This window comes from Pseudomonas sp. R2-37-08W, assembly GCF_003851705.1.
GTDB lineage: Bacteria > Pseudomonadota > Gammaproteobacteria > Pseudomonadales > Pseudomonadaceae > Aquipseudomonas.
In genome coordinates this window covers 526,082-538,581 of the sequence record NZ_CP027728.1, presented here as the reverse complement: position 1 = coordinate 538,581, position 12,500 = coordinate 526,082, and the positions used below count along the sequence as shown (strand labels likewise).

Below are 12,500 nucleotides of genomic sequence, written 5' to 3'. Positions count from 1 at the left end.
CGATTCTTCATCTAGCTCGACCGGTCTCTATGCCAACCCTGCGCACTTTTCTCGCTACTGCCCTGCTGGGCCTGACTCTTTGTGTTGGCACCGTTCACGCGGCCGACCCGCCCAGCGCCGACGCCGTCCAGCAAACCCTGGACAAACTGCCCGACCGCAAGCTGCCCGACGCCGACATGAAGGCGTTGCAGAGCATCCTGCAACAGACCCTGACGTTCCTGGCTAACAAGCAAGAGTACGAGCAGCGCCTGGCAGACCTGAAGCGCCAGCTGGAAGATGCCCCGCGCCAGACGACGGACAACCAGCGCGAGCTGACTCGGCTCAAGGCCACCAAAATCATCCCGGTGGCCCAACGCTACGCCAGCCTGCCCGTGCCGCAGCTTGAACAATTGCTGGTGCAACGCACCACCCAGCAAGGTGATCTGCAAAAAGAGCTGGCCGACGCCAATAGCCTGACCATCGCCGCCCAAACCCGCCCCGAGCGCGCCCAGACCGAGATCAGCAGCAGCCAGACGCGCATCCAGCAGATCAATGCGACCCTCAAGACCGGCAAAGACAACGGCAAAGCCCTCAGCGCCGACCAGCGCAACCAGCTCAACGCCGAACTCGCCGCCCTGAATGCGCTGATCCCCCTGCGCCGCCAGGAACTGGCCGGCAACAGCCAGTTGCAAGACCTGGGCAACAGTCAGCACGACCTGATCCAGGAAAAAACCGCGCGCCTGGAGCAGGAAATCCAGGACCTGCAAACCCTGATCAACCAGAAACGCCTGGCCCAGTCCCAGCAGACGGTGACCCAACAGTCCATCGAAGCGCAGAAAGCCGGCGGCAGCAGCCTGCTGGCCACGGAAAGCGCGGCCAACCTGAAGCTCTCCGACTACTTGCTCAAGAGCACCGACCGCCTCAACGACCTGACCCAGAAAAACCTGCAGACCAAGCAGCAACTAGACACCGTCACCCAAAGCGATTCGGCGCTGGACGAGCAGATCAACGTGCTCAAGGGCAGCCTCCTGCTGTCCAAGATCCTCTACAAGCAGAAACAGGCGCTGCCACGCCTGACCGTCGACCGCGACCTGGCCGACGACATCGCCAACATTCGCCTGTACCAGTTCGAGGTCAACCAGCAGCGCGAGCTGATCAGCTCGCCCAGCGCGTATGTGGATAACCTGCTGGCCAACCAGCCGCCGGACGACGTCACCCCGCAATTGCGTCGCACCCTGCTGGAACTGGCAATTACCCGCAGCGACCTGCTGGAGCGCCTGAGCCGTGAATTGAGCGCGCTGCTCAACGAATCCATCACCCTGCAACTGAACCAGAAACAACTGCTGAGCACCGCCACCACCCTGCGCGCCACGCTCGATGAACAGATGTTCTGGATCCCCAGCAACAAGCCGCTGGACACCGAGTGGCTGGAGACCGTACCGGCGCACCTGAGCAAGCAAATCACCACCCTGCCCTGGGCCTCCAGCGTCAGCGAACTGTATGACGGCCTGACCCAGCGCCCGTGGCTGTTCCTGCCGCTGCTGCTGTTGATCGGCGCGCTGCTGTGGCGGCGCAAGGCGCTGTATCAGCGCCTCAACAAAGTTCACCTGGACATCGGTCACTTCAAGCGCGACAGCCAGTGGCACACGCCCCAGGCGATCCTGATCAATATCCTGCTGGCGATGCCGGTGTCCCTGGGCCTGGCGCTGTGCGGCTATGCGTTGCAGATCGACGCCCGTGGGCAAAACGCCAACCTGGGCTCGGCTTTGTTGCAGATCGCCCAGGCGTGGCTGGTGTTCTACACCGCTTACCGCATCCTGGCGCCCGGCGGCGTGGCCGAGTTGCACTTTCGCTGGGAAAAACCCCAGGTCGAATTCCTGCAAGGCTGGGTACGCAAGCTCGGGCTGGTGGTACTGGCCCTGGTGGCCGTGGTCGCCATCGCCGAGCACCAACCGGCGGCGCTTGCCGAAGATGTGCTGGGCATCGCCGTGGTCCTCACCTGCTATGCCTTGATGGCGTGGTTGCTCAGTCGCCTGCTGCTGAACAGCCCCACCCATGAAAAAGCCTCGCTGTTTCGCAAGACGATCGGGCTGGTCTTCACCGCCCTGCCCGTCGCATTGTTTATTGCCGTGTGCTTTGGCTACTACTACACCGCACTGAAACTCAGCGACCGCTTGATCAACACCCTGTACCTGCTGATGTTCTGGCTGGTAATCGAAGCCACCTTCGTGCGCTGGCTGAGCGTTGCCGCCCGACGCCTGGCCTATGCGCGCGCCCTGGCCAAACGCCAGGCCGCCAAGGAAGCCGGTGAAGGCGAAGCGGTGGTGGAAGAGCCCACCCTGGACATCGAAAAGGTCAACGAGCAATCCTTGCGCCTGATCCGCCTGGCCTTGCTCGGGGGCTTTATCGCAGCCCTGTACTGGGTCTGGTCGGACCTGATCTCGGTATTTTCCTACCTCGATAACGTCACGCTGTACGAATACACCAGCGGCACCGGCTCGAATATCAGCATGGTGCCGATCAGCATCGGCGACATGCTCGGCGCGCTGATCATCATCGGTATCACCTTCGCCCTGGCACGCAACCTGCCCGGTCTACTCGAAGTATTGGTGCTGTCCAAATTGGAGCTCGCACAAGGCAGCGCCTATGCCACCACGACGCTGCTGTCCTATGTGATTGCCGGCGTAGGTTTTGTCTCCACCTTGTCCACCCTGGGCGTGAGCTGGGACAAGTTGCAATGGTTGGTGGCCGCGCTGTCGGTCGGCCTGGGCTTCGGCATGCAGGAAATCTTCGCCAACTTCATCTCCGGCATCATGATCCTGTTCGAACGCCCCGTGCGCATCGGCGACACCATCACCATCGGCAACCTGTCGGGCACGGTGAGCAAGATCCGCATTCGCGCCACCACCATCACCGATTTCGACAACAAGGACATCATTGTCCCGAACAAGACCTTCATTACCGGGCAACTGATCAACTGGTCGCTGACCGACACCATCACTCGGGTCACCTTGAAACTGGGCGTGGACTACGGCTCCGACCTGGATCTGGTGAAGGAATTGTTACTCAAGGCCGCCAAGGAAAACCCACGGGTACTGAAAGAGCCCGAGCCCCACGTGTATTTCCTCAACTTCGGCGAAAGCACCCTCGACCACGAGCTGCGCATGCATGTGCGCGACCTGGGCGACCGCAACCCTGTGCTGGACGAGGTCAACCGCTTTATCAACCGTGAGTTCAAGAAACAGCACATCAACATCTCGTTCAGGCAGATGGAGGTGTACCTGAAAAACATGCAAGGCCACGAATACAAACTGGTTCCGGTGGAAGACGAGCACAAGACCATCGTCGCGCCCGAGCAGGACACTCCCGAGCCGCCCGCCGGAAAGGTCGCAGACGCGCCTGAACCACCGCCGAGCAAACTCGACTAACGAATTACCCCCAGCAAAACGCTGGGGGCATCCTGCTGGAGATGGCCGGTGAAAGCCCTCGACGAACTGACCTTCGACAACCGCTTCGCACGCCTGGGCGATGCGTTCTCAACCCACGTGCTGCCCGAGCCCCTGGACGAGCCGCGCCTGGTAGTGGCGAGCGCCGCCGCCATGGCCCTGCTCGACCTTGACCCGGCCGTGGCCGAAACGCCCGTGTTTGCCGAACTGTTTGGTGGCCATAAGCTATGGGCCGAAGCGGAACCACGTGCGATGGTCTATTCCGGGCATCAGTTCGGCGGCTATAGCCCGCAACTGGGCGATGGCCGAGGGTTGCTGCTGGGCGAGGTGTATAACCAGGCCGGTGAGCATTGGGACCTGCACCTCAAGGGCGCAGGCATGACGCCCTACTCGCGGATGGGCGACGGGCGTGCGGTATTGCGCTCCTCGATCCGTGAGTTCCTCGCCTCCGAAGCCCTCCATGCATTGGGCATCCCCAGCAGTCGCGCCTTGTGCGTGATCGGCTCCAGTACACCGGTATGGCGTGAAAAACAGGAACGCGGGGCGATGGTGTTGCGCCTGGCGCCCAGTCATATCCGCTTCGGGCATTTCGAGTATTTCTATTACACCAAGCAGCCCGAGCAGCAGGCCGAGCTGGCTGAACACGTCTTGAACCTGCACTTTCCCGAGTGCCGCGAACAACCGGAACCTTACCTGGCGATGTTCCGTGAAGTCGTCGAACGCAATGCCGAGATGATCGCCAAATGGCAGGCGTATGGCTTCTGCCATGGCGTGATGAATACTGACAACATGTCGATCCTGGGCATCACCTTCGACTTCGGGCCGTTTGCGTTTCTGGATGACTTCGATGCGCACTTCATCTGCAACCATTCCGATCATGAGGGGCGTTATTCCTTCAGCAATCAGGTGCCGATCGGGCAGTGGAACCTCAGCGCGCTGGCCCAGGCGCTGACGCCGTTTATCAGCGTTGACGCCCTCAAAGAAGCCCTTGGCCTGTACCTGCCGCTGTATCAAGCGCACTACCTGGACCTGATGCGTCGCCGGCTGGGGCTGACGACCGCCGAAGACGACGACCAGCAGCTGGTGGAACGCTTGCTCAAGCTGATGCAGAACAGCGGCGTGGACTACACGCTGTTTTTCCGACGTCTTGGCGATGAGTCGGCAGCCTTGGCAGTCACGCGGCTACGCGATGACTTTGTCGACCTGGCCGGGTTCGATGCCTGGGCCGACCTGTACAAGGCCCGTGTTGCCCGAGACGGGGACGACAGCGAGACACAGCGCCGTGAACGCATGCATGCCGTGAACCCGCTGTACATCCTGCGCAATTACCTCGCACAAAACGCCATCGCCGCTGCCGAGTCAGGCGATTACAGCGAAGTGCGACGGCTGCATGAGGTGCTGACCAAGCCGTTTGAGGAACAAGCGGGAATGGAACAGTACGCACAGCGGCCGCCGGATTGGGGCAAGCATCTGGAGATCAGTTGTTCGTCTTGAGCCTTTAGATAAAGGTCTCCACGGAGACCCCGAAGCGCTCGGCCAACCACCGAATTTGGCGCACGTTAAGCTGGCGTTTTCCGCTCAATATCTCAGAGACGACTGATTGCGCCCCGACCCCCGGAAGGTCGCTCTGAGTGAGATTGTGCTCGCGCATCATGTAGCGCAGCACATCAACACCGCTGGCCACTGGCATTGGACGATGTTCACGGTCGTAGGCTTCGATCCAGTCGCTGAAAATATCGACTAGGCTCATCAGCGGACTGTCTTCGTCATCGCCCACCAGGCTCAACAGCTCATCCAAACCGCAGACCAGTGCGTCGTAGTCTGCCTCGTTTTGCGGCTTGCGCAGCACAGGCGCAACGTATTCCCAATGCTTTGCCGCTACTCGCATAAGCGCGCTCATCTGATTTTTTCCTTCCATTTGTCTTTCTCATAATCGCGATGGTCAAGCAGATGCTTGATGTAAACGCGTTGCGCCCGATACTGCACCGACGCAATCAGCCTCAGCTTGTTACCGCCAATATCAAACACATGAAATTCGCCCACCTTGTCGGTCGCGGGAAACATGGCTTTCATTGCAGCGAAGTCTGCGGGGTTGTTGCGCTTGATGACGCGGTACCACTGATCCAGAGCCGTTGCTGAACGCGGCCATTTTTCCTTGGCTTCCCAGATCCTTTTTTCACTGATCACTCGCATGCAACGTCCTTATCGCATCTTGCTATGAAGGTTAAGCCTGAATCCGGACTATCGCAATTTGCTATAACCAAAAACAGACCGGTGGCGCACACCAAAAAGCCTAGACAGACGACTCACCGCAGCGCGGGCAAAACTGTGAGCGAATGAGTCTCTGCACCCAGCCTTGATAAATCTCAGCCTCGGCACCAGATACAACCTATTGGCCAGTCCCCAGGAGCCTCCGATGTCTGAACCTCTCGTAATCCCTTGCCCACATTGCAACGGCCTCAACCGCATCCCCGGCGAACGCCTGGGTGATGCTCCAAAATGCGGGCGCTGCAAGCAGCCGGTTTTACTGAACAAACCTTTTGAATTGAAACAGGGCGACTACGCCAGCCAGATCAAGGGTGACCTGCCGTTGCTGGTGGATGTGTGGGCGGAGTGGTGCGGGCCGTGCAAGTCGTTTGCGCCGGTATTTGAACAGGCCGCCGGTCAGCTGGAAGGCAAGTGCCGGCTGGCCAAGCTGGACAGCGAGGCCAATCAGCAGTTGTCGGCGCAGCTGGGGATTCGCTCGATTCCCAGTTTGATTCTGTTCAAGAATGGCCGCGAAGTGGCGCGCCAGAGTGGGGCCTTTCCGTTGCCGCAATTGATGAGTTGGTTGCGCAGCCAAGGCGTGTAACCGGCCCATCAGAACAACATCAAACCATGTGGGAGGGGGCTTGCCCCCGATAGCAGTGGATCAGTTGCCAAGTGCAGGACTGACACACCGCCATCGGGAGCAAGCCCCCTCCCACATTTTGACCGCGTTTCAGCCTTGGACCAGTGGGGCTTGGCGGTCCATCATTTGGCTGACCAGCATGACGCCAAGCTCACTCAATTGATGGATGGCCAAGGCCACGTCGCGGTGCTCGCCGGTGAGGTCGTTGGACAGATTGAGTAATAAGGTGCGGACTGAGGCGAAGGTTTCGTAGCTGTTGAGCACGAGGGTTTCGGTGGGCAGGTTAGGGGTAACGGTATAGAGGTTAACCATGAATCGTCTCCGGGTAGAAGCCGCAACCAACCCGCTACTAAACGGAGGGTGGCAGCTGTACGCAGGTTAGTAGACCGGGGAGACACAACCGGCGCGCCCGAAAGCGCCCTTCGTACAGCCACCATCAAATTCAGGAGAGTCCTGACCGACGATTTACCGTACGTCTCACCACGGGCTACTAAACCCGATCACTGAACATTCAGCGACCGGCAAACCTTAGAGATGCCCATCCAGACGCACAAGCCGGCGGATTCTGGCGTAGCTGTAGGCAAGGTTACAAGGCACAAGCCCTATTGCCAGACCTGTCCTACAGCCTCTGTGGGACAAATCCAAACTCCAGTTGGAATGCACACTAAATGTGGGAGGGGGCTTGCTCCCGATTGCGGTGAGCCAGCTACAGATAAGCTGGCTGGCACACCGCAATCGGGAGCAAGCCCCCTCCCACATTGGATCTATGTAGCCCTTAAGATCAGGCGCTTTCCAGCAGGTTATGCAGTTCCACAAACTGCAGCGTCAGCTTATGCCGTGGGTCCAGATGAATCAGCGGCTTGCTCTCCTGGTGCGACTCGCGCATGCGCACGGAGCTGGCCAGGTACACCGGCAATACCGGCAAGCCTTCGGCAATCAGTTCATTGAGGATCTGCTGCGGCAGGCTCGCCCGGGCCTGGAACTGGTTGACCACAATGCCTTCGACTTCCAGGCCTTCGTTGTGGTCTTCCTTCAATTCTTCGATTTCAGCCAACAGGCCATACAAGGCCTGGCGCGAGAAGCTGTCGCAATCAAAGGGAATCAGCACACGATCAGCGGCAATCAGCGCCGACACCGCATAGAAATTCAACGCCGGCGGCGTATCCAGGTAAATACGGTCGTAATCCTCGCTCAACTCGTCCAACAGCTTTCGCAGCTTGTTGATCTTGTGCTTGGCCTCAAGCTTGGGCTGCAGGTCTGCCAGTTCCGGGGTGGCCGTGATGACGTGCAGGTTATCGAACGGCGTTTCGTAGATATCCACCTTGTTTTTCTTCGAAAACGGCCCGGAAGACAGGGTTTGCTTGAAAAAGTCGGCGATCCCCATAGGGATGTCGGCGCCGGTCAGCCCCGTAAGGTACTGGGTGGAGTTGGCCTGTGCATCGAGGTCCACCAACAGGGTTCGATAACCTTCGCTGGCGCTGACCGCCGCCAGGTTGCAGGCGATGCTGGACTTGCCCACGCCGCCTTTCTGATTGAACACCACGCGCCGCATGGGAAAACCTCCGTGTATCAATGAATGACCGAGTGTAGAGCGCAAAAGCGCCGGTTAGCTACCTCGTTCACCCATTCGCTGTGCCTGGCCCACAAATGAATGGGAACGCTCCGACAATCCAGTTCGGCCCTCTATCACGCACAATTTGTGAATCCGTCCAATTTATTTGTGATCCGTCGTGAACAAATTATTACCAATATTTGCTAGAAGCCCACGGCACCGGGATAATGCGCGCCATTCGGCCATTGCCCTCTGTCCCGGAATCCGGGGCCATTGGCCGCACATGGAAGCCCGCAGGGGCGGGATAACTTCTCAGTGATCAACTTCAACATCGCCCAATGGCGCGCCTGGGCCCCTGGCCTGGAGCGTGCGGACGACTGGCTGGCCTGGTGCCGGGACCCGGTGTTGCTGCCCGCCAGCGATGCCTCTCCGGATGTGTCATTTTTGCCAGCCATGCAGCGCCGGCGCTTGAGCCGTCTGGCGCGCATGGCATTCAGTGTGGGCTGGCCGCTGGCCGAAGGCCGTGAAGCGCTGCCGCTGGTGTTTGTTTCGCGCCACGGCGAGACCCCGCGCACCCTCGACATCCTCAGTGACCTGGCCAACGAACAGCCGCTGTCGCCGACCCAGTTCAGCCTGTCGGTGCACAATGCGGTGATTGGCCTGTGGTCGATCCTGCGCAATGAAACCAGCGAAATGACCGCCCTCGCCGCCGCCGGCGATGGCCTCGAACACGGCCTGCTCGAAGCCGCCGCGTTGCTCAACGAAGGCGCCCCGGCGGTATTGCTGGTGATTACCGAGGAACAACCGCCCGAGGCGTATGCCAGCTGGATCGCCGACGTGCCCTTCCCCTACGCCCTCGGTCTTTTGCTCACGCCCGGCGACGAGTGGCAACTGGAACTAAACAGCAGCGCTGTCCAACTCACTCAAACCCAGTGGCCCCACGCCCTGAACCTGCTGCGCACCCTGCTGACCGAACAGGGCGCCTGCCAACATGCCTGGAAGAACCGAGTATGGAACTGGCGACGCAAATCCTGACCGACAAACCACGGCAGGCCTATTACTGGCGCCTGTTCGCCACGGCCACCAGCTTCTTTATGTTCGGTGTCGGCGGGCTGTGCCTGCGCCTGCTGGTATTCCCGCTGCTCAGTTGCCTGCCGGGCGACGCCAGGCAGCATCAACGACGCGCACGTCACACCATCAGTTGCCTGTTCTGGTTTTTTATCCGGATGATGAAGTTTCTGGGCATCCTCACCTACAGCGTCGAGGGTGCGGACAAACTCGGCCGCCCCGGCCAGATGATCGTCGCCAACCACCCGTCGCTGATTGACGTCGTGTTCCTGATCGGCCTGATGCGCCAGACCAATTGCGTGGTCAAGCAGAGCCTGTTTCAGAACCCGTTCACCCGCGGCCCGGTGCGCGACGCCGGCTATATCAGCAACGACGGCAGCGCCGACATGCTGGACGCGGCGGCCGACGCCCTGCGCGCAGGCCAGACCCTGATCATCTTTCCCGAAGGCACCCGCACCACACCCGGCGCGCCGCCTGCCTTTCATCGCGGCGGCGCGGCCATTGCGCTGCGGGGTGCGACAATCATCACCCCAGTGGTGATCAAGGTCAGCCCCACCACCCTGACCAAGGCCGAACCCTGGTATCGCATTCCCAGATGCCGATTCCACTTCAGTTTGCGCGTGGGTGCCGATATAGAACCACAGGCGTTCGCCGCACTGGGCCCCGCGCCTCAGGCGTCACGCAAGCTCAACGATTACCTGCATCACTATTTCATTAAGGAGCTCGCCGAAGATGAGCGACCAACACCGCCTTAGCCTTGAGCACGACATAAAGACGCTGATCATCGAGGCCCTGGGCCTGGAGGACATCAGTGCCGACGACATCGGCAGCGACCAGACGCTGTTCGGCGAAGGCCTGGGCCTGGATTCGGTCGACGCCCTGGAACTGGGCCTGGCCATCCAGAAAACGTACGGCATCAAGATCGACGCCGACGCCAAGGACACGCGCAATCACTTCACCAACGTGGCCAGCCTTGCGGCATTCGTCACGGCCAGACAGGCAGCTTGAGACCGGACCATGCAAACTCGTGACGATATTTTCAACACCCTGCGCGACGCCTTGGTGGAACTGTTTGAACTGGAACCTGAACGCGTCACCCTCGATGCCAACCTGTACCAGGACCTGGAAATCGACAGCATCGATGCGGTGGACCTGATCGACCATATCAAGCGCCAGACCGGCAAGAAGATCGCCGCCGACGAATTCAAGGCGGTGCGCACCGTGAATGACGTGGTTGAGGCGGTGTACCGTCTGGTCCAGCCCGCCGCATGAGCCGGCTGATCGGCCTTGGCCTGCTGCTGGCGGGGCTGCTGTACCCCTTTGCGGTGTATTACGGCACCGAGCATTTTGCGCCATGGCAATTCGGCCTGCTGCTGGGCAGCCTGTGGCTGCTGCGCGCGCTCACCGCTGCGCGACGCCCCGGCAGTCGTTGGATGGCGATGGTGGTGATTGTGTTTTGCCTGGCGCTGGCCTGGTTCGATAACCCGCAGTGGCTGCGCTGGTACCCCAGCCTGGTCAGCGCGTTCATGCTGGCACTGTTCGGCCTGAGCCTTAAATACGGGCCGCCGATGGTCGAGCGCCTGGCGCGCATGAGCGACCCGCAGTTGTCGCCGCATGCAATTGTGTATACGCGCCGGGTCACCGTCGTGTGGAGTGTGTTTTTCCTGGGTAATGGCCTGCTCGCCGCCGCCCTCACTCTGTGGGCGCCGCTGAGCTGGTGGACGTTGTACAACGGTTTGATCGCCTACGGGCTGATGGGGCTGTTGTTTGCCGTGGAATGGCTGGTACGACAAAGGGTTCGAGGCCGCGTATGAAAGGTTTGAAACTTGAGCATCTGCTGCTCGAGCCGCAGGAACACCGCCAGGTCACTATTGAGCCTGCGCTGAATCATGCTCAACTGGTGGAGCAATCCCTGCGCTTGGCGGCAGGCATGCAGGCGCGTGGCATACAGCGCCTGGCGGTGCACCTGGAAGACGCGGGCGTGCTGGCGATTGCCCTGCTCGGCGCCTGGCGTGCCGGGGTCAGCGTGCTGCTGCCGGCCGACCTGCAACCCCAGACCCGCCAACGCTGGGCCGCCGCCGTCGACGCCTGGCTGACGCAGGCGTCGGACCTGCAAGCGCTGTATCACACGCCACTGAGCCCAGCCGCACTCGACCTGGATAGCTGCCAACTGAGCCTGTGCACCTCCGGCTCCAGCGGTGAACCCAAACGCATCGACAAGTCGCTGCGCCAGCTGGCCAATGAGGTCCAGGCGCTGGAAGCGCTGTGGGGCGCCGACCTGAAAGACGCCTGCATCATCGGCAGCGTCGCCACCCAACATATCTACGGCTTGCTGTTCCGCGTGCTGTGGCCGCTGTGCGCCGGTCGCACGTTTGTGCGCAGGCAATTGGCATTCCCCGAGGACCTGCAGCGCGCCAGTCGCGAGCATCCGCACTTCGCCTGGGTGGCCAGCCCGGCGCTGCTCAAACGCATGGGCGATAACCTCGACTGGCCGGCGCTGAGCCAGGTCTCCCGGGTGTTTTCCTCCGGCGGTGCCTTGCCCGTCGACGCCGCCGCCAGCCTCTACGACCGCTTGCAGCAATGGCCCACGGAAATCCTCGGCAGCTCGGAAACCGGCGGTATCGCCTGGCGCCAGGGTGCCCAGCCGTGGCAGCCGTTTACCGATGTACAGCTGAGCCAGGATGCCGACGGTGCCCTGCGCATTGCCTCGCCTTACTTGCCCGAGGGGCATATCGAACAGACCGCCGACGCCGCGCGCATCCATGCCGATGGCCGTTTCGAGCTGCTCGGGCGCCTGGACCGCATCGTCAAGCTGGAAGAAAAACGCATCGCCTTGCCGATGCTCGAACAGGCCTTGATGAACCATCCATGGGTTGCCGACACCCGCCTGGGCGTGGTGCAGGAAAATCGCGCCTCACTCGGCGCCCTGGTGGTGCTGAGTGCCGAGGGCCTGCATGCCCTGCGCAACCAGGGCCGGCGCACGGTGACCCAAACCCTGCGCCAGCACCTGAGCCAGCATTGCGAAGCCCTGGCCTTGCCCCGCCGCTGGCGTTTGCTGCGCCAATTGCCGCTCAACAGCCAGGGCAAGCTGCCCCAGGCCGATACCGAGGCGCTGTTGCTGGCGCCGCGCCCCAAGGCGCCGGAGGTGCTGGCGCAGGTCGAAACCGACGGCGAATGGACGTTGCAACTGAGCGTGCCGCCGGACCTGGCCTATTTCAGCGGGCATTTCCCGGTGACGCCGGTATTGCCGGGGGTGGTGCAGGTGGAATGGGCCTTCAATCTGGGCCAGCAATTGCTCGACCTGCCGGCGACGTTCGCCGGTATGGAAGTGCTCAAGTTCCAGCAACTGGTGCGCCCCGGTGATCACATCGAATTGCACCTGCGCTTTGACCGCGAACGCAGCAAGTTGTACTTCGCCTACCGCAATGGCGCCGCCGCCTGCTCCAGTGGCCGGATAGTGCTGGAGCCTGCCAAGTGAATAGGCTTTTGTGGCGAGGGAGCTTGCTCCCGCTGGAGTGCGCAGCACTCCCGACTCAGGCACCGCCATTTGCCAGGATGAATTCGT

At 61.1% G+C, this 12,500-nt stretch carries 13 protein-coding genes; 9 read left to right on the top strand and 4 right to left on the bottom strand.

All coding sequences use genetic code 11. From position 1 onward, the window contains the following. Positions 1–29 precede the first annotated feature (29 nt). A complete protein-coding gene (mscK, locus tag C4J93_RS02285) occupies positions 30–3,407 on the top strand; it encodes a mechanosensitive channel MscK (RefSeq protein WP_124419127.1) in 3,378 nt (1,125 codons plus the stop codon). A 48-nt stretch (positions 3,408–3,455) separates the two neighbouring features. Next, the gene (selO, locus tag C4J93_RS02280) at positions 3,456–4,919 is read left to right on the top strand and encodes a protein adenylyltransferase SelO (RefSeq protein ID WP_124428484.1); all 1,464 of its coding nucleotides are present in this window, start codon (positions 3,456–3,458) and stop codon (positions 4,917–4,919) included. Positions 4,920–4,923: 4 nt separating this feature from the next. Here the strand turns inward: selO and C4J93_RS02275 are convergent, their stop codons facing one another. Beyond that, positions 4,924–5,325, bottom strand: a complete 402-nt coding sequence (locus C4J93_RS02275) for a type II toxin-antitoxin system HigA family antitoxin (RefSeq protein WP_124365564.1) — start codon at positions 5,323–5,325, stop codon at positions 4,924–4,926. Then, on the bottom strand, positions 5,322–5,618 hold the full coding sequence (locus C4J93_RS02270) for a type II toxin-antitoxin system HigB family toxin (RefSeq protein ID WP_124406105.1): 297 nt from the start codon (positions 5,616–5,618) through the stop codon (positions 5,322–5,324). The genes C4J93_RS02275 and C4J93_RS02270 overlap by 4 nt, the downstream gene beginning before the upstream one ends. A 223-nt stretch (positions 5,619–5,841) precedes the next feature. On the opposite strand from C4J93_RS02270, the gene trxC reads away from it, so the two are divergent. Then, positions 5,842–6,276, top strand: coding sequence for a thioredoxin TrxC (gene trxC / locus C4J93_RS02265; protein ID WP_017138537.1), 435 nt, complete (start codon positions 5,842–5,844; stop codon positions 6,274–6,276). A gap of 129 nt (positions 6,277–6,405) precedes the next feature. Here trxC and C4J93_RS02260 read toward each other — a convergent pair whose 3' ends face one another. Beyond that, on the bottom strand, positions 6,406–6,627 hold the full coding sequence (locus C4J93_RS02260; protein WP_124369334.1) for a DUF6124 family protein: 222 nt from the start codon (positions 6,625–6,627) through the stop codon (positions 6,406–6,408). 469 nt (positions 6,628–7,096) lie between these two features. After that, entirely contained in the window at positions 7,097–7,867 is a 771-nt protein-coding gene (locus tag C4J93_RS02255; RefSeq protein WP_124428483.1) for a ParA family protein, read from the bottom strand. A gap of 315 nt (positions 7,868–8,182) precedes the next feature. Here C4J93_RS02255 and C4J93_RS02250 point away from each other — a divergent pair, with 315 nt between their 5' ends. Genes C4J93_RS02250 through C4J93_RS02225 form a run of 6 tightly spaced genes read left to right on the top strand, consistent with a single transcriptional unit; the run spans position 8,183 to position 12,413 of the window. Next, positions 8,183–8,902: a beta-ketoacyl synthase chain length factor gene (locus tag C4J93_RS02250; protein WP_124406101.1), complete on the top strand. Its 720-nt coding sequence runs from the start codon at positions 8,183–8,185 to the stop codon at positions 8,900–8,902. Further along, positions 8,878–9,690 (top strand): 1-acyl-sn-glycerol-3-phosphate acyltransferase, encoded by an 813-nt coding sequence (locus tag C4J93_RS02245; protein ID WP_124365558.1) that lies wholly within the window; start codon positions 8,878–8,880, stop codon positions 9,688–9,690. The genes C4J93_RS02250 and C4J93_RS02245 overlap by 25 nt, the downstream gene beginning before the upstream one ends. Next, positions 9,668–9,943 carry a phosphopantetheine-binding protein gene (locus C4J93_RS02240; RefSeq protein WP_124369330.1) on the top strand — a complete coding sequence of 92 codons (276 nt, stop codon included), beginning with the start codon at positions 9,668–9,670 and terminating at the stop codon, positions 9,941–9,943. The genes C4J93_RS02245 and C4J93_RS02240 overlap by 23 nt, the downstream gene beginning before the upstream one ends. A 9-nt stretch (positions 9,944–9,952) precedes the next feature. Beyond that, positions 9,953–10,207: an acyl carrier protein gene (locus C4J93_RS02235; protein ID WP_124428482.1), complete on the top strand. Its 255-nt coding sequence runs from the start codon at positions 9,953–9,955 to the stop codon at positions 10,205–10,207. Next, positions 10,204–10,749, top strand: coding sequence for a hypothetical protein (locus C4J93_RS02230; RefSeq protein ID WP_124428481.1), 546 nt, complete (start codon positions 10,204–10,206; stop codon positions 10,747–10,749). Before C4J93_RS02235 ends, C4J93_RS02230 begins: the two co-directional genes overlap by 4 nt. After that, positions 10,746–12,413, top strand: coding sequence for an acyl-CoA synthetase family protein (locus tag C4J93_RS02225; RefSeq protein ID WP_124428480.1), 1,668 nt, complete (start codon positions 10,746–10,748; stop codon positions 12,411–12,413). The genes C4J93_RS02230 and C4J93_RS02225 overlap by 4 nt, the downstream gene beginning before the upstream one ends. The last annotated feature ends 87 nt before the right edge of the window (positions 12,414–12,500 follow it).